Annotated in this window: 12 protein-coding genes and 3 pseudogenes; 7 read left to right on the forward strand and 8 right to left on the reverse strand. The window is 54.5% G+C overall.

Features of this window, described 5'->3' with window-relative positions; translation table 11 throughout:
* Nucleotides 1-471 precede the first annotated feature (471 nt).
* A pseudogene (locus MUBE_RS19990) lies at nucleotides 472-588 on the forward strand (hypothetical protein); the annotation flags it as partial.
* Between the two features lie 859 nt (nucleotides 589-1,447).
* Here MUBE_RS19990 and MUBE_RS05485 read toward each other — a convergent pair.
* Nucleotides 1,448-2,203 (reverse strand): L,D-transpeptidase, encoded by a 756-nt coding sequence (locus MUBE_RS05485; protein ID WP_116539762.1) that lies wholly within the window; start codon nucleotides 2,201-2,203, stop codon nucleotides 1,448-1,450.
* Nucleotides 2,204-2,682: 479 nt separating this feature from the next.
* Between MUBE_RS05485 and MUBE_RS05490 the strand changes: the two genes are divergently transcribed.
* Complete coding sequence (locus MUBE_RS05490; RefSeq protein ID WP_116539816.1) at nucleotides 2,683-3,615, forward strand: LysR family transcriptional regulator; 933 nt, start codon at nucleotides 2,683-2,685, stop codon at nucleotides 3,613-3,615.
* Nucleotides 3,616-3,749: 134 nt separating this feature from the next.
* On the opposite strand, the gene MUBE_RS05495 is transcribed toward MUBE_RS05490, so the two are convergent.
* Entirely contained in the window at nucleotides 3,750-3,950 is a 201-nt protein-coding gene (locus tag MUBE_RS05495) for a hypothetical protein (RefSeq protein ID WP_116539763.1), read from the reverse strand.
* A gap of 81 nt (nucleotides 3,951-4,031) precedes the next feature.
* Complete coding sequence (locus tag MUBE_RS05500; protein ID WP_116539764.1) at nucleotides 4,032-4,370, reverse strand: hypothetical protein; 339 nt, start codon at nucleotides 4,368-4,370, stop codon at nucleotides 4,032-4,034.
* Nucleotides 4,371-4,967: 597 nt separating this feature from the next.
* Between MUBE_RS05500 and MUBE_RS05505 the strand changes: the two are divergent.
* Both MUBE_RS05505 and MUBE_RS17390 read left to right on the forward strand, forming a co-directional pair.
* Nucleotides 4,968-5,438: pseudogene (locus MUBE_RS05505) on the forward strand (AMP-binding enzyme); the annotation flags it as partial.
* Nucleotides 5,439-6,095: 657 nt separating this feature from the next.
* Nucleotides 6,096-6,269 (forward strand): hypothetical protein, encoded by a 174-nt coding sequence (locus MUBE_RS17390; RefSeq protein ID WP_243632857.1) that lies wholly within the window; start codon nucleotides 6,096-6,098, stop codon nucleotides 6,267-6,269.
* Nucleotides 6,270-6,425: 156 nt separating this feature from the next.
* Here MUBE_RS17390 and MUBE_RS17395 read toward each other — a convergent pair whose 3' ends face one another.
* The 3 genes from MUBE_RS17395 to MUBE_RS15605 form a co-directional block, all read right to left on the reverse strand.
* The gene (locus tag MUBE_RS17395; RefSeq protein ID WP_243632858.1) at nucleotides 6,426-6,785 is read right to left on the reverse strand and encodes a hypothetical protein; all 360 of its coding nucleotides are present in this window, start codon (nucleotides 6,783-6,785) and stop codon (nucleotides 6,426-6,428) included.
* A 509-nt stretch (nucleotides 6,786-7,294) separates the two neighbouring features.
* The gene (locus MUBE_RS19995) at nucleotides 7,295-7,750 is read right to left on the reverse strand and encodes a GTP-binding protein (RefSeq protein WP_424399043.1); all 456 of its coding nucleotides are present in this window, start codon (nucleotides 7,748-7,750) and stop codon (nucleotides 7,295-7,297) included.
* Nucleotides 7,751-8,622: 872 nt separating this feature from the next.
* Entirely contained in the window at nucleotides 8,623-8,991 is a 369-nt protein-coding gene (locus MUBE_RS15605; RefSeq protein ID WP_165849717.1) for a hypothetical protein, read from the reverse strand.
* Between the two features lie 202 nt (nucleotides 8,992-9,193).
* Here MUBE_RS15605 and MUBE_RS05525 point away from each other — a divergent pair, with 202 nt between their 5' ends.
* The 3 genes from MUBE_RS05525 to MUBE_RS05535 all read left to right on the forward strand — a co-directional run bounded on the left by MUBE_RS05525 (nucleotide 9,194) and on the right by MUBE_RS05535 (nucleotide 13,554).
* Entirely contained in the window at nucleotides 9,194-10,264 is a 1,071-nt protein-coding gene (locus MUBE_RS05525; RefSeq protein WP_116539765.1) for a S1C family serine protease, read from the forward strand.
* Nucleotides 10,265-10,373: 109 nt separating this feature from the next.
* Nucleotides 10,374-12,155 (forward strand): maltose alpha-D-glucosyltransferase, encoded by a 1,782-nt coding sequence (gene treS / locus MUBE_RS05530; protein WP_116539817.1) that lies wholly within the window; start codon nucleotides 10,374-10,376, stop codon nucleotides 12,153-12,155.
* A 49-nt stretch (nucleotides 12,156-12,204) separates the two neighbouring features.
* Nucleotides 12,205-13,554 (forward strand): maltokinase N-terminal cap-like domain-containing protein, encoded by a 1,350-nt coding sequence (locus MUBE_RS05535; RefSeq protein WP_116539766.1) that lies wholly within the window; start codon nucleotides 12,205-12,207, stop codon nucleotides 13,552-13,554.
* Nucleotides 13,555-14,132: 578 nt separating this feature from the next.
* On the opposite strand, the gene ag85C is transcribed toward MUBE_RS05535, so the two are convergent.
* Nucleotides 14,133-15,134, reverse strand: a complete 1,002-nt coding sequence (gene ag85C / locus MUBE_RS05540; RefSeq protein ID WP_116539818.1) for a diacylglycerol acyltransferase/mycolyltransferase Ag85C — start codon at nucleotides 15,132-15,134, stop codon at nucleotides 14,133-14,135.
* 360 nt (nucleotides 15,135-15,494) lie between these two features.
* Nucleotides 15,495-16,065, reverse strand: a pseudogene (locus MUBE_RS20000) (metallophosphoesterase family protein).
* Between the last annotated feature and the right edge of the window lie 1,552 nt (nucleotides 16,066-17,617).

Genomic DNA, 17,617 nt, shown 5'->3' on the forward strand with positions numbered 1-17,617 from the left:
ATGTTTGCTAGGTGCAATACATCACAGCCTCCGTAGTGGTCAAACCTTACAGCACGCGCCATGATAGCCCCCACCTAGAGTTTCTCACCTGTGAATCGAAGTTCACGCGTTGCCGTATATTCAGCATAGGTGGTGAATCCTGCCGAAGATAAGTCTGCGCGGTCATGCTAACTGGTGTCCTTTGTTTCTAGCCAGCTGTATTAAGCTTAGTTTTTGTTACGAATAATTTTCGTGAGGTATTCGCCATCGGTACACGCCGAAGGCAATTTCAACTACGAGTGATGATTGCGGACCGTGGTTTCGCCATCACCATAACCGACTATGAGGGGTTGCGCACCCCCAGGGTGCATACTTATTATAAACCGGCTAGCCGAAACGCAGGTCGATACTCAATCTTGACCGCGTTGCCAGCGGCTGCCTGTAACTACGTTGGAGCTGTAAAGCTCCATTAGGTTTTGAGGTTATTCGCAGGGTGGCAGTGTCGCGGTCTCCGCGGCTGAACTTGCATCAGTCTACGTCCCGGACCTTAACGTGATGGGCACATATTCTGGTGCGTTGTCCGTCAGCCTGGCCGAAATGTTGCCTTAAATATAGACAGCAACATCCTGGTCGGCGACCGGCTACTGGTTAAAAGGGGTGTCGGAGTGGTCGGATGAGATTCACGTTCAGTTAATGCGGCGTGGGGAAGACCGACTGGCCAAGACCCACCACCAGTGCGTCAGTGAAACGTTGTTCAAGTTTCAGTTTCGGCAATTTCAACAGCGGTGTCGACAAACTTGTCGATGAGGAGCCGTTCAAGATCTTGTTCGATATGCCGCGGATTGAGAGTTATAAGTGAAACACACCGGTATCCATCGCCAGCAATCGTTACGACTCACTGATGCCATATATATTCAGCTATCAAACTTGGACGTGATTGGTGAGCGCAGAGTGCGGATATCCAGTTCTGGACCCACAAAGAGTCGTCGTTCCTCGACAAGACCTCAATCAACCACGTGCTGACGGATTGGATGGACAGCGAGTGGATAGCCAATCGATTCAACAGCCTATCCACCGCACCTAAATATTACAGTACAGTGAGTTTTAGGTTCGAATGTCTGATTCTCGTCGACAGGCCAGAGGTGACGCCGCGCGAACCGCATGGTCGCGGGCTAACCAGGTCAAGTAGCCGCAGATCCGTAATGTAGTTGTCGATCAAAGATCAGCAGTAGGTTCGGAATATCTTTTTACGCAGCAATTTGTCTTCATTCACTGCCTCTTACAACACCTCGGTCGGCCGCACTAGGTATCCGACAAGCATTGATTAATGGGAGGACTGAACGCTCACGCTGCTTGTCCGGCAAGTCCGGAAGAGCGGTTTCGACGTGCCCTAGCCATTGGTTATAGTTATCTCCGCGAGCCTTTCGCTCGGCAAGTGTTACTGTTGCCGAGCCACGGCTAACCCTAGTTAAGCTACCACTTCAATGGGATCGCCAACGTTAACGATGTTAAAGTACCATGCGGCGTTATCCGGGCTTAGGTTTATACATCCATGACTGACATTTGCATAACCCTGTGAGTTCACCGACCATGGGGCTGAGTGTACATAGACGCCGCTCCAGGTAATGCGAACTGCATACTGTGCAGTGATCAAATACCCTTCGGGCGAACTTAGCGGGATACCGATGGTCCGCGAATCCATCACGACGGTGCGTTCCTTCGACAATGCGGTGAACTTACCGATTGGCGTCGGGCGGGTGGGTTTACCCATGGATGCCGGCATAGCGCGTAGCACCTCGCCGTTTCTGCTGACGGTGAAGGTGTGCGCGGACAGGCTGGCAACACCGAGTAACGCGTCACCGGTTTCGAAGCCCGTCGTTAGAGCTTGAAAACCGACTGATACATGCGTGTGAGCTGGCCAATACTTGGCTGGAACCCACTGCACGACCTTGCCACCAAGCCACTCAAAGTGGCCGTTCATGTTGCTTGGCGCTGTGATGTGAATTGACTGTTCGGCGGCGATGCGGTCGGTTACCGGCGTGGTGAATGACACCACAATCGGATGCACCACGCCCACCACCGCACCATTAGCCGGTAGCACCGAAGCAACCTTGGGAGTCGGCTTAGGTGTCGGTACAGCGGCCATGCTAGGGCTGCCCGATCTTGCCACGGTCATCAGAATGATAGTGGCTATAACAAATAGATGACGAACTGCTCGACGCATGGTGTCCGCCCTTCAAGATGATGCGATAAACACAACGATATTCTAGTTATCGTCTATCCAATACGGGTTTTAGCAAACGCTGATAAGTTTGCTTGGTAGCCACTGGTAGGCGGTCCCGGAATGGGGTGCGGTGGATATGCACATTGCGTGGATAGACGCGCCAGACAATATTGGCTCGTGGCTTGCCGCTGAGTCATTGGCCAATGTTGTTGAACTGAAACACAAATTTCTTCTGATTGGTAGTCTCTAACCGGTAACGGCATTCCTAAGCTTGGCCGACCCGGACTAGTAGAGTAGTGAAAATAGCAGCAAGACACCAGTATTCGTAGCTTTAACATCGTCAACTATCCGCGTACATCAAGTTACCTCCTCAGTTGTTAACGGACTCGTTTGTGGTTGCTTTGATCGGGTAGATTGGCTGATCGGGTAGTGGCGCGTTAGCCTCAGCGGGATTGGTACCCAAAAGGGAGGAGGTGCGGGTGCTCTTCCGTCAACTGGAATACTTCGTCGCGGTCGCTCAGGAACGACACTTTGCCAGAGCGGCCGAGCGGTGCTATGTCTCGCAACCCGCGCTATCATCCGCGATTGCCAAACTCGAACGCGAGCTGAATGTCACGCTGATCAATCGGGGACATAGCTTTGAGGGTCTAACGCCAGAAGGAGAGCGTCTGGTCGTGTGGGCTAAGCGGATTCTGGCCGAGCATGATGCATTCAAGGCCGAAGTGCACACGGTGCGGTCCGGGATCACTGGGACGCTTCGACTAGGAACAGTGCCTACCGCCTCAACGACGGCATCCCTGGTGCTTTCGGCCTTTTGTTCGGAGCACCCATTGGTGAAAGTGCAGATTCGTTCCCGATTACCTGTCACCGAGCTGCATCGACGGTTGGGTGACTTTGAGCTTGATGCTGTCATCGTGCATTCCGCACCTGACGACACCCACGACGTGGACCTGGTGCCACTTTATCATGAGCACTACGTGTTGGTATCGCCGTCAGATATGTTGCCGCCTGGAGCGTCGACGTTGACGTGGCCGGACGCCTCGCAGCTGCCGCTGGCGTTACTCACGCCCGACATGCGGGACCGCCAGCTGATTGATCGGGCCTTTGCAGGCCACGGAATCACTGTTACCCCGCAAGTTGAAACCGACTCTGTTGCTTCGCTATTTGCCCAGGTGGCCACCGGAAACTGGGTATGCATCGTTCCGCATACCTGGCTGTGGACAACGCCGATGGGTGCAAAGATCCGTGCGGTCGAAATGGTCGGCCCTGTTCTTAAGGCCGATGTTGCACTCGCCACTAGCTCCGCCGGACCAGGCTCCCCGGTAGCCCGCGCGCTCGCCGCGTCTGCGAAGCAGCTTGTGTTGGACGAGTTCTTTGAAGCTCAATTAGCAGGAATCACTTGCCGGCGCTGACCGGTGTTAAGGCGCTCATGGGATTGAGGCTGGCTAAAGTATCCGCTCTCCACCCTCGCGGTTGGTGTCGAGTTCGCAGTCAACGATCAATGGTCTATATAGATGCGATCGCTTCAGTCAGTGCTGACCGCAGTTTACAAGGTGTTAAGATGTGACGTCCTCTGCTTTTGAGGGTTTTTGCTATCAAGTCGTGGCACGCTGGCATTTAGCACCTTGGGTGCCGCGGTAGTCCGCGGAGTCGAGACGGGGATCTCGTCGCCGCGGTAGACGTTGACATTTTTGAGGATGACTAAGGTTACCGGCAATAGGTAGCGGATGATGGTTGCAATTTCCATGCTGCCGAAGCTAAAAGCACTACTGCCTTCGATAAATGGCAATCAGCTTGCCGGTTTCGACCACGACGGCGACAGCGTAGCTCATATACAAATATTCCTCCCCCAGGTTCCCGTGTCGAGCTGGAGCCGAGGCGCTTCCATTTCGGTGGTAATGCGAGCAGGGTTGAGTGTATTAGCGTCTTCCTTGACCACATAAATGTCCGGGTTAACGTGCAGAACAGAGCGAATGATGTCCAGCGCGTTGTAGAAATGCATTGGACGAGAATCGACGACCAGCCACTGGCGCAGCTTAGCGTCGTCGGCTGCTTTGCGGTCGGCTAGCTTGTTAGTCCAGTCCATGGTAGCGACGATCCGATGTGTAGCCACACCGTCGAGTAGTGCTGGCATTACCAAGTCAACGTCGTCGCCCAGCGGCGCCACGATCGGCCAGCTATTGTTGAACTCCGTCGGTGCGATATCGACCTTACTAAGTTTAGCATTGGCAGATCATTGCAGTTACTTGCCGTAGCCAAAAAGCTAGTTCAGACAGGCTCCGACTAGCAAGATGGCATCTGTGCGTGCAAGGGCAAGCAAGCGCACGGCGGCAACGGACTGAGGGCCCGGGTCGGGCAATAGCTCTTTGGCTATCGACATCGGCAGGAAAAGAATTCCAGTTGTTTCGACAAAGTCCCGAATCACGTTGTCTTAATTGTGTGTAAGTTGTGTCTTCGCCGAGTATAATCAGCTGCTGTTGAGCCTGCGTGAGTATGTCCAGCACGCGATTCACCGCTTCTGGCGCCGGCAGTTTACGAAGCGCGGAATTGACGACCCGTCAGTTACGTAAGCTGTGCCCGGAGCCGCCATGGCCTAAGTTGTGGTATGTTCTTACTCCTGATATGGCGCTAGCGTTGCGTAAAAGGTTCTCCGTGTGACGGCATGACCGAGAAGCTATTCAGCAGGCTATCACCACGGGTGTCGAGCAGCTTGGCCAAGGCGAAAGCTTTGTTGCAACAAGGGAGCTCTTCAGTCAGTTGATTTGGTGCCCAGATTCACATCGTTGGATCCTCCGGGTAGTACCCTCAGATGCCGTCGAGAGGGTCTGGTTGCGTGGCCCCACTTTGGTGTGGGTATCTGAGTGATCCGGCTATAACCGCCGTTAACTTCACCCACAGATGGCTGCATACCGGTGATCTGAGGATCCAAGATCGGATCAAGGGACTCATAAACCGCTTTGGCGAGAAGATCTCGCTAAAGCGCGTTGGCCAGTCATCCCAACGTTTTAGAGGTGGAGGCATTTGGTGATCCAGACAAGATATACGGGGAAACAGTGGCTGCAGTGATTGTTCCTCGCAAGTCCATCGCACCGACTCTAGCGGAGTTTGCGGTGTTCTGTCGTGATAGGCTAGTAGCACTTCGAAGTGCCCACCAGCTTTCAGGATGCGAGCGCGCTGCTGCACACCGCTATAAGATTCACTCGACCGACGTGCTGTGGCCAAACAGTGTGCTTAGCGGGATGAAGCTGTGAAGACCCAGTCATGTTCGAAGCCACACTTCTTTACGCTGCCCGTGCGTCCGAATCGCCAATACGGCACAGCTGGGCCAGCGTGGCCACAGCTGCGATCGCCAATACTCCGATCATGCCTTACAGGGCGAATTGTACCGTTTGTCCGCTTGTCTGGCGAATATGGAAAGCGGCTATCAAAGCGACCTCAACTACCGACGCCGCAAGGGTATAGATCAGGGTTTAGCCGAGTTCTTTGTGAATCCGTAGGGCAACGGACGGGCCAAGCCGAGGCTCTAAGCTATAGACCCCGCGCGGGTGGTCAATGGGGTCCAGATAATGGCGCCGACGGCTAGCACCAGGACCAGCCAGATCAGTCGCCATCGCGCTAAGGTTCACAGCGCGCAGAGGATCGCCAAGATTGCTGTTAGCGGACCCAAAGCGACGAAGAAGTGATTGAGCACTATGTGGATGGGAGAGTCCGTTGACCGCCAGCATAGGACTTCTGCATTAGCGTCTGAACAGTAGGTTGCACTCTAGCCCCTGCGGATTCCAGCATCGATTTATAGCGGGTGAATGACGCGATGCCATGTGCGCATGAGTACAAATCGATTGGTTATCGGGTAAGCTTGACTTGAGGGATTTGGGCTTTTACTACTGCGATTTTGTTGACCTACGGCAGCAGTGCCGAACACCCGGCCGTGGCGACTCGACAGGTCACCCTTCACCGCACCGATAAAACCATCGAGTATCTGGGCCGAGATTTCGTCGATCGGATTGAGCAAGGTTACCTTCGCCGCAGCTATCGTCTCCAGAATATCAACGCACTTGCCATCTGAAAAACGAAGTCCGAAGAGTCGACCCTGTGAGCCTTGCCGTCGAGCAGAGCGACCTCGGCTGTCGACCACCGGATAGCCGGCTTGCACCCCCTTTTTTCCATCTAAGCACAAACGTCCTTTTCCACGCTGGGATGAACTGTCGTGGCACCGTATCGCCTAGCTGTACTTGTCAAGGGAATTCAAACCCAGAGCCCTGATGACGCCATAGCTGTTGGCCAACGCATTGAGCGCGATGCGATTCCGGCGTGCGCTTCGCCCATGCGACCACAGCACAACCCGGCGCGTCTCTTGGGTTCTGTTGTGATCCGCAATTTCGGATCTAAGGCAGTCAACCCATCCCAGTCCGACCGCCAGCTTGTTTTCGTCGATCTTGGCGTGCGCTTGAGTGGCGACCGGCAGCGGCGACTGAAGTATTGTACAGGGTTTCAGCACCAAGGGCTCGGCCTTGTCCGAGAATGTGCCGCCGGTTTCGGCTCGGCTCAGTTTGCTGATTGCGCAGATGTCGCCCGCCACCACCGCGGGTGTGGGATGCTACTGCTTACCAAATGAGAACGATGCGTTTATCTTTTGTCATGGTCGGGGTGTATCGCATTTGCCCCGTTGGTCTCCCCGAAAAACGACGCAAAATGGCCTGATACGTGGACCGTCGTGTCGGGTCTGATGGCCCCCGGAAAGCACCCAGACCAGAGTTGACCCTATTTGACGTAAAGGTCTGCCATCGTATTAAACACCTCTGCGGGTAACTGTGCGTTAGCGTCGCAGGCCAACTCGACATGTGGAGCGTCCCGCGGCGTGAAGACCTCTGGCATCGAATATTCCATCGGAGATGGGAATCTGCGAGTAACGATTTCGAGCAATTTCTATGGTACCGACACCGGTGTTACTACACATTGGGATTACCGGGAAGAACGAATCTCGGGCAACCGCTCTTTAAAGGTCGTCGATGAATACCGATTCATTATCGGTCTAGCCGTCAAGATAACATTCCATCCGCGACTCACTCTCAGATTCCTCCTCAGATTCCTTCAATCAGGGTGCCGCGCACTTGCTCGATCCGATTGACGTCCGACGATTCGAGGGCGTGCGTTGTTCGGCTGCCATCGGTGTAGTGATAACGAGTCTATGACAACAATCCGATAAAGTCGTCTCCGTTCGACGGGTAAAGCGGTAAAATTGTTGTAGTCTAAAATTGTTGTAGTAAAATGTTTTTGTACGGTAAGCAGTGCTTCTTGGTAGTTCGCTCGGGCCTGGTTGCGCTTGGTGACTACCGCCGCGCAGAGCATCTCGACCTTGCTGGCTTCTTGCCAGAGCGACTTGGTCGGTTCGTCGACGCCCTGGCTTGTTGAGATGATAAACAGCGCGCAATCCGTGGCTAGTAACCCGGCCCGCAGCTCGTCGACAAAATCAGTGCATCCGAGCATGTCGACGAGGTTGCCTAAATCCCGTCGTGTGGCAGAGAAGCTAAGATAATTCCCACTAATCGCTGCTGCCGGGTCTCGGCATCATTGTAGTTGCAGACCGTTTGGTCGTTCACGGCGATATTTAATCTAAACACTACGCCGGCCGTGAGCAGTAGGGCCTAGACGAGGGTGGTCTTAACTTGTTTCGAATGATCCGGCTAGAACCACATTGTGAATGTCGCCGGTGCTGTTCGCGGTGGGAGCGACCCTCGCGTCCCGGGACGCATTCACCCTGATTTCTCTAGTTCCCCAGGTTCACTTCGCGCACCGCAAGCGGGTATGTCTGCGGCCCGCAGGATATGGTAAGTGACTTTTCCCCAACGGCTGTCCAATCACAAGGCCGAAGACTGGGCACATAATTGCGTTGGGCCTTAGCAAGTGGCTTGCGTGTGTAGCATTGGGTCAGCTCGGCGTACCAGCTGCCCTAGTGGCGCACGACAAACATTCTTCAACGGAATCAATTGTTACTAAGCATCTTTGGCGCTAAGCAGTCATTATTCGGTATGTATTACCACGCCGTCCCGGTGGATCATGGCAACACCGTCGACGTGGATCTAACACAACTGTGTAGAATCTTCGACATAATGATCAACGAGCAGGCTTACCTGTGGATTGTTCTCGATGCTGGTTAAGTACCCCAGTCATTGCGTTGTCGTCGGCTTCGCATCAACAGCTGGTGTATATCATATTGCAACTTACTGTAAAGACGACTGGCATCAGATACGATATTCTCTCGCGTGTGCCTGTGGTCAGTTGTCTTACTTGGGATTGAGTGAGTCTGACCTTCGGGTTGAATTATCGCATTGTTTAGGCGCGCGGTAGGTTAGTTGAGTGCGGGCAGAGATGCGCATTGCAGATTTCCTCTATCGTTATGCCGAACCTATCAACAGTGGTTATCTGGCGGGGCGGCCGTCCTCTTCGAGCAGGCTAGTATCAGCATCGGCGCCGACGACACAGTCGATTCCTGCCGGTTGCTGGCTATCTGGAAGTCGTTGATCGTGCTTTATCCCGATGGCGTACCACGAGCCAAACACGTGGTTGGCAATCCGGTCATTGAGGGCAACGAGGACGCTTGCATTGCGACCTGCCGTAGCCACTACACCGTGTGGCAATAGTATTGAGGAGTTTACGCTGCAGGTATCGTCACCGGCCAATACCACGACCACTTTGAGCGGGTCGACAACAAGTGGCGGTATTCCTACCGCGATCTCACCTTTATCGACATGTCCAGCGACGTCAGCTATCACCTCGCGTAACCCCATTACGTTGGTCCTGCGGATCTTCTGTCAGGGACCTTGGCAATCCGGAAGCGTCCTCGACGGCCGGAGCGATATACCAAATATGTCGCTGACAGCAATCTGCTTGATAGCAATCTGCATTAGCTTGATGTACACAAAGTCGTGCCACCCAGACCCAAAGGCTGGGACAATTTCTGGTTCTTAGCTGGATGCAGGAGGTTACGGGATGAGCAAACGACTCCACCGTTCACTCTGGTGGTCATGGTTGGTCAGCGTGCTGGCCACGTTGCCGCTAGGTCTGGTCCTGGTCTCGGCGCCGGCGTCCGCTACACCGTCTGGACTGCCCACTCTGGTGCTCGACTGGCTCAGCGACCGACCACCCTTGCCGCCCAATCCCGGTGCGATGGTTGCGCCGCAGGTGGTCAACATCAGCACTAAATTCGGGTACAACAACGCGGTGGGAGCCGGAACGGGAATCGTTATCGATCCCAGCGGTTTCGTACTGACCAATAATCACGTGATCTCGGGTGCTACCGCTATCAGTGCGTTCGATGTCGGAAACGGCAAAACCTACGGTGTCGACGTGGTCGGCTACGATCGCACTCAGGATGTTGCGGTGCTACAACTTCGTGATGCGAACAATCTGCCCACCGCCATTATCGATGGCGACGTGGTTATCGGCGAACCAATCGTGGCCCTAGGCAACACGGGTGGCCAGGGTGGGCAGCCCAGTGTGTTGCGGGGTCGTGTCGTCGCCCTTAACCAGACCGTCCAAGCATTTGATGCCCTGACCGGTGCCCAAGAGACGTTGTCTGGGCTGATCCAGATCGACGCTCCGATCAAACCCGGCGACTCGGGTGGACCCGTAGTCAACAGCGACGGTCAGGTGGTCGGTATGAACACTGCTGCTACCGATAACTATAAGATGTTGGGCGGGCAGGGTTTCGCCATTCCAATCGGTCGGGCGATGAGGATTGTCGGTGCCATCCGGTCTGGTGCCGGGTCGAAAACTATACACATCGGCCCGACGGCCTTTTTCGGTCTGGGCGTTGTCGATAACAACGGCAATGGGGTACGGGTTGTGCGTGTGGTCGAGACCGGTCCCGCCAGGGCGGCCGGGATCTCCGTGGGCGACTTCATCACCTCGGTCGACGGCGTCTCTGTCAACGGGGCTACCACGATGGCGGATGTGCTCGTGCCACATCACCCCGGGGACACCGTCGTGGTGAACTATCACGTTGCTGGAGGCAGTAACCGCACCGCGAATGTGACGTTGGCGGAAGGACCTCCAGCCTGATATCCAGTTGGATACTGATTGTTGGTCAGCCAATTCGTTTGGAGCAGCGCCTGATCTCAGACCTGATTCCCGGTGTCCTTCCTCGGGTACCCATGGCATCGTGGGTTTGATGAACGACGCAGTCCATACCGTTGAGGCTGGCGAGCACGATCCCACGAGAGGCAGTCACGTCGAAGGGGGTGTGGTCGAGCATCCGCGTGTCGAGGACTTTGGTAACGCAGTCACACTGCCTGCCGATCCAACCTGGTTCAAGTATGCTGTCTTCTACGAGGTGTTGGTACGGGCGTTCTATGACGCTAGCGCCGATGGTTCTGGAGATCTGCGAGGACTCATAGACCGTCTGGATTACTTGCAATGGCTTGGTATCGACTGCATTTGGCTGCCGCCGTTCTATGATTCGCCGTTGCGTGATGGTGGTTATGATATCCGAGACTTCTATAAGGTGCTGCCAGAGTTCGGGACCGTCGACGATTTCGTCGCATTGGTGGACGCCGCGCACAGGCGGGGTATCCGGGTTATCACTGATCTGGTGATGAATCACACTTCTGAATCGCATCCATGGTTTCAGGAGTCTCGCCGCGATCCTGACGGGCCGTACGGCGACTACTACGTGTGGAGCGACACCAGCGAGAAATACGCTGAAGCCCGAATCATCTTCGTCGACAGCGAAGAGTCGAACTGGACGTTCGACCCGGTCCGCCGCCAGTTCTACTGGCATCGGTTCTTCTCCCACCAACCGGATCTGAACTACGACAACATGGGCGTGCAAGAGGCGATGATCAATGTTCTACGCTTTTGGCTCGGCCTAGGTATCGACGGGTTTCGACTAGACGCAGTTCCCTACCTCTTCGAGCGTGAAGGCACCAATTGCGAGAACTTGCCTGAGACGCACGCTTTTCTCAAGCGTGTCCGCAAAGTGGTCGACGAAGAATTCCCGGGACGGGTATTGCTGGCCGAGGCTAATCAGTGGCCAGGAGACGTGGTTGCGTACTTCGGCGACGCCAGCACCGGGGGTAACGAATGCCACATGGCGTTTCACTTCCCGCTGATGCCGCGCATCTTCATGGCGGTGCGCCGGGAGTCGCGATTCCCGATCTCGGAGATCATTGCCCAGACACCGCCTATCCCGGAGATGGCTCAGTGGGGGATTTTCCTGCGCAATCACGACGAGTTGACACTGGAGATGGTTGCCGATGAAGAACGCGACTACATGTATGCCGAGTATGCCAAAGATCCACGGATGAAGGCGAATGTCGGAATCCGGCGCCGACTGGCGCCACTGCTGGACAACGACCGTAACCAAATCGAGCTGTTTACCGCGCTACTGTTGTCGTTGCCCGGTTCGCCCGTTCTCTATTACGGCGACGAAATCGGCATGGGTGACGTCATCTGGCTCGGTGACCGCGACGGCGTACGGACTCCGATGCAGTGGACACCGGACCGTAACGCCGGCTTCTCTACGGCTAACCCGGGTCGGCTATATCTGCCGCCTAGCCAGGATCCGGTCTACGGCTACCAGGCTGTCAACGTGGAGGCGCAACGCGACACCTCCACGTCGCTGCTCAACTTCACCCGTACCATGTTGGCGGTTCGTCGACGGCACGGCGCCTTTGCCGTTGGGACTTTCCAGGAGTTAGGTGGCTCGAACCCGTCCGTACTGGCTTTCATACGTCAAACACCTGGTGATCGAGACACTGTGCTGTGCGTCAATAACTTATCGCGATTCCCGCAACCCATAGAACTGAACCTGCAGTATTGGAACGGCTACACGCCGGTCGAACTGACCGGGCAGGTGAAGTTTCCGCGCATCGGTCACCTGCCTTATCTGCTGACACTGCCGGGACACGGGTTCTACTGGTTTCAGTTGTCTGCACACGAGGAGAACGCATGATCCGCGCCGGCGACGATGCAGAGCGAAGTGATGAGGAGGAGCGACGCCGATGACTCTGCCAGCCAAGCTGCCTTGGTTTGAGTGGATGCCACAGCAACGTTGGTATGCTGGACGCAGTCGTGTGCTTTCTGCTGCTGAGCCTGCGATAATCGTTACGCTTCGAGACGACCTCGACTTGGTGTTGGTGGACGTCGACTACATGGACGGTTCATCAGAACGCTACCAGGTGATTGTGGGGTGGGATACTGCGCCGGTCATCGAGTACAGCACTGTGGCAACCATCGGCGCTGCTGACGATCGCACGGGTTTTGATGCGCTGTATAACCTGGCCGCACCCCAATTTCTGCTGTCGCTGATCACTTCGTCAGCCGTCTGCAGCTCGTCAGATGCCGAAGTGACGTTTGCCAGGGAGCCTGATGTTGAGCTGCCGTTGGGCGCACTACCTCGAGTTTCAGATACCGAGCAATCCAACACCAGCGTGATTTTCGATCGAGGACCCATTTTCAAAGTGTTCCGTCGGATCAGCAGTGGTATCAACCCCGACATTGAACTAAGCCGGGTGTTGAGCCGTGCCGGCAACCCGCACGTGGCCCGACTGCTTGGCACCTATGAGATTGTCGAGCCAACGGGCGCTGCCACTAAGGCCTGCTCATTAGGTATGGTGACCGAATATGAAGCCAATGCCGCCGAAGGCTGGGCAATGGCTATCGCCAGCGTTCGCGATCTGTTTGCGGAGGGCGATTTGTATGCCTACGAAGTCGGTGGCGACTTCGCCGGCGAATCCTACCGACTCGGGGAGGCCGTTGCATCCGTGCACGCTACCCTGGCTGAATGCTTGGGGACGGCGCAGGTCACCTTTCCAGTGGACAATGTATTGGCACGGTTATCGTCGACTGTGGCGGCGGTTCCTGAACTTGGGCAGTACGTGGCATCGATCGAAGAGCTATTCCAAAAGCTTGCGAATGGGAGGATTACCGTGCAACGAGTACACGGGGATCTGCATCTGGGGCAGGTACTGCGTACTCCGGAGGGCTGGTTGCTAATTGACTTCGAGGGGGAGCCGGGTCAGTCGTTGGACGAGCGGCGGGCGCCGGATTCTCCGTTACGCGACGTAGCGGGCATGTTGCGCTCCTTTGAATACGCTGCTTACGGGCCACTCGTTGACCAAGCCGACGATAAGCAACGTGCCGCCCGCGCTCGGGAATGGGTCGAACGCAACCGCACCGCATTCTGCGATGGCTACGCGACCGTATCGGGGATCGATCCCCGAGATTTGGCGCAGCTGCTGACCGCATACGAGCTTGACAAAGCGGTCTATGAAGCCGGGTATGAGGCCCGACACCGCCCCGGATGGATGCCAATCCCGCTCCGGTCCATCGCTCGTCTCACCACTTCCTAGGTTGTTAGCCGGATCTGTTCGTTGTGCTTTGCTCGCGTGGTTACACGCTGCGAGCACTGGGCGCATCTGAAACCATTTTCTTTTGAATCGTGGGTTTTTCGACAACGAGGCACGATTGTTGTGGGTGATAGCAGGAAGGGCAGCATATTCGGCGTGACTGCATTTAGGCACTCAGGAGGGTATTCTGGTGTGCTTCCGGGGTGACATGTTGTTGTAGGTTACCGCTGCACTGCTTTTGTTGTGCTTCGTCGCCGGCGTAATAACCGTGATAACTGTGTAGGTGCCATTTTTGGGTGGCGAATCTGCACGGCTGGACGGTGTTGACTGCTCTCCAGTCTGATAGCTGTAACCGAGTGTGATATTGTATTGGGTCGTTAGCGGAACCTAAAGGTTAGCGATCGCGGTTATCATTGCGAACATTGACGGCCGATTATATTTAATTTTCACTGGTGATTCCCGCTTTCTGTTGTCGCAACGTTCTAGTGACTAAATTCTTCCCGCAAAATTAAACAGCATCGACAACAGCTCTGGTCGTTGTGCTGTTGTCGATGCTGTTTAATTTTGCGGGAAGAATGGTGTCAGGTATTGTCGCTGCTGCCGTTGAGTACCTGCTGGATGTCGGACTTCATGGCAACTAGCTGTTGATTCCAGTACGGCCACGAGTGTGTCCCATTGGGTGGGAAATTAAACGCTCCGTTATGTCCGCCCGAGGCTACGTAGGTATTTTGAAAGTTTTCGTTAGTGTGCAGTGTGAGACCTTCCAGGAATTTCGCTGGTATGTTGTCGCCGCCGAGGTCGCTTGGTGAGCCATTACCGCAGTACACCCAGATCCGAGTGTTGTTGGCGACCAGCCTCGGAATCTGTACCATCGGGTCGTTGCGTTTCCACGCCGGGTCAGTGGAAGGGCCCCACATGCTGTTGGCGTTGTAGCCACCCGAGTCGTTCATCGCCAAGCCGATCATTGTCGGCCACCAGCCCTCGGACGGGTTGAGGAAGCCTGATAACGAGGCGGCGTAGGGGAACTGTTGCGGGTAGTAGGAGGCCAGGATCAGTGCGGAACTGCCCGACATCGACATGCCAACCGCTGCATTGCCGGTCGGTGACACGTTCTTGTTGGCTTGTAGCCAGGAAGGCATCTCCCGGGTTAAGAACGTCTCCCATTTGTAAGTGTAATTCTGACCGTTGCCCTGCGACGGCTGGTACCAGTCGCTGTAGAAGCTGGACTGGCCGCCGACCGGCATGATCACCGATAGGCCGGACTGGTAGTATTCTTCGAAAGCAGGGGTTTCGATGTCCCAACCGTTGTAGTCGTCTCGCGCGCGTAACCCGTCGAGCAAGTAGACTGCATGTTCTCCGCCACCCTGGAACTGGACTTTGATAGTGTGCCCCATAGACGGTGAAGGCACCTGCAGATATTCCACTGGAAGACCAGGCTTAGAGAACGCTTCCGCGGTTGCTGTACCACCGACAGTACTTACAAGACCGGATAACAGGGCAGTTCCTAGAGCCGCGCTAGTCAGCCGGCGCGGCAACTTTGCCTCTGGGCCAAGCAACTTTCGCATCTGCTGCATAAACTTCATGGCTTCCACCTATCTCAACTGCTATCTGCCGCATGATGCGGTCGAATCTGTTCTGGGCGAGTGAAGCACAGATACATGACCGAATCCACATGTCAGGGCCGGAGCTAATTGTCGCGGTTGGTTAACAATCAAGAGTCGGCTCGGCTTCGTTACGTTCAAGTCACGATATGATTATTAGAACGATGTTGATGTCTTTCAAAACTTAATAGAGGCTATGTTATCAGTAGTTAAGAAATAGGCATAGTACAACCGAAAGTTGTTGTGGTACATAGCTGTGATTGGTTCACGGCGGTTAACTGGTTTGGTCTCTAAATCCTTTGTCACTAAATTGATTTGACCGAAACCAAGTTCATCAAGCGCTTAGGATATTGGCGATATGCCGGGTAGGCGTCGGCACACAATCTGCTTTTCCAGGGGATGGACGATTCCGTTTGTCGATGCTTTGTTGTCGACCGTGGTCGTGTAGTTGCAAAACGGCTGCCGATTACGATCTGTTGGGGATTCAAGATTCGACAGCCGCAGGTTGGTCGTCATCGTAGTATCTCACGGGATGTGACTATGCCCGCATACCAGGACCTAGATGTCCGGATACAGTCGCAACATCCAAGCTTAGCGGTCGGTCGCAGCCCCGGTCTCGATAGTAAAATATGCGTCTGTGAACGTTTATGTACGCTCGTTCCGACAGCCGCAACCGCGGTTCGAGTCCAGCGTTATTACCCAGCACGCGACCAGTCAAACGGCCCTGGATTCCAGTTCGTCGAGTAATTTGAGCTCTACCCAGTAACCGGTGGAATTACCTTAGACGACATCTGCCTTTGCGGTCTCGTCACTATGCCTGTGCGTACAGGTATAGTGCACGTTGTGGGACATGGGTATCGGAAATCAGCAGCAGGGATTCTATGCTTACCCACGAACACGGGGAGAGAACCATGCAGATCTTCGAGTCAGTTGCCGACTTTGCTTCCGCTGTAAGTGACAACGATCGGGCAGAGTGACTGGGTGATGATCACTCAAGGATAACGTCAATCAGTTGGGCCGATGCGACCGGCGATCGCCAATGGATTTTCGTCGACCTGAAACGGGCAGCCCTGTAGGTCCGTTCCGTGGCACTATCGCCGATGGTTATCTAGCCCTAACGTTGCTGCCGTGGCTGAAATGCCAGATTGTACACTCTGCAACAGAGTACAGCGCGCAATCACCTATGGCCTCAATGAAGTCCGTTTCTCAGCACTGGTGCCGGTCGACTCCAGGGTGCGTGGCCAGATTACCGTAGGTAGCCAGCCACTGACATATTCCATATTCGGTGGTAACCACCGTGGATATTGCCGGATCGGCCAAGTCGGCATGTGTAGTCGAAAGCATCGTTCGCTGCATTTCTTGACGGCAGTAAGCCACTAAAAATAAAGCCTAACTGTATTTCTAGGTGTAGTCGCAAATATTTGCGCGTTACGGTGCTTGTAAGAATTCATCTATTGCGTGTTCGAGACGGTTGATAATTCTGACCTAGGCTTCGGCGTGACGGGCGAATATCTGCTTATACAGTAAAGGCGTTGTCATAGGCTCATACTTACGCAGCACCCGGCAGTTCACAGCTATTTTGACGAACGACATGTTGTTACAAATACCGAGCACTACATGCAGATGCATGGCGCGTTGTGTGAAACCATACAGTACCTGGTACAGGGTAACCTTCTATTGCTGCGATGATGTGTTGCACCTTCTGACAGTCATGCTGCCTATCGAGCGTACATGCGGTGCGTAGCACCAGCAAACGGGACTGCTCGATTCTGGATTAGCTGTCAGTGATCTTCTCTTGGGTTATATGGAAATCTCTAAGTCGCCCATCTCTGGTCTGCCAAGAGCCAATGCGCTCACAAATCATATCAAAATCCTTACATACCAATTTAATTGTGCGTACCGTGTGATGGATGCATCCTCCGTCCAGTTGAGTCTGCGCGATCATTAACGCCTGATTTTTACTGTCCAGGACATTATCTGTTTGCACCTGAACGTTGTTATAAGCGGATATAGTCATGATTGGTGGCGGATGCTGAATTCCGCTCTAATCTCATATCGATGTTACGCACGATATCGATGTACGATGTTTCATCGAGAACGATAAAAAACAATGATCTTATCGTAAATGATGGATTGGATCTAGGTCACGAACATGACGATGAATAACGGTGCATGCTTGGAATTGGTAGAATAAAGTTGCCCGAGTTTGGTTCCTGGCAGGCGAACGTTGACAGTGCCCGCGTGAGCGCTCAAAGATATCGTGGTTAGTATGTGCCTGAAGGTTGCCGTTACAGCCATGACATGTGGTATGCAAGAGTTCATTAAGCACGTGCACCCCGAAGAACCGCGCTGGTATCCCGTAACGATTGGCAGCGATCCGACAGTCCGCGACTAAGGTTTCAGATAGGCCCTGATGCGGCTATGGCTGGACCGCTGCGACGTTGAGGGCTGTTCTGCCTATTGTT

Origin of the sequence: Mycobacterium uberis (genome assembly GCF_003408705.1) — a bacterium.
In the GTDB taxonomy this organism is placed as follows: Bacteria; Actinomycetota; Actinomycetes; order Mycobacteriales; family Mycobacteriaceae; genus Mycobacterium; species Mycobacterium uberis.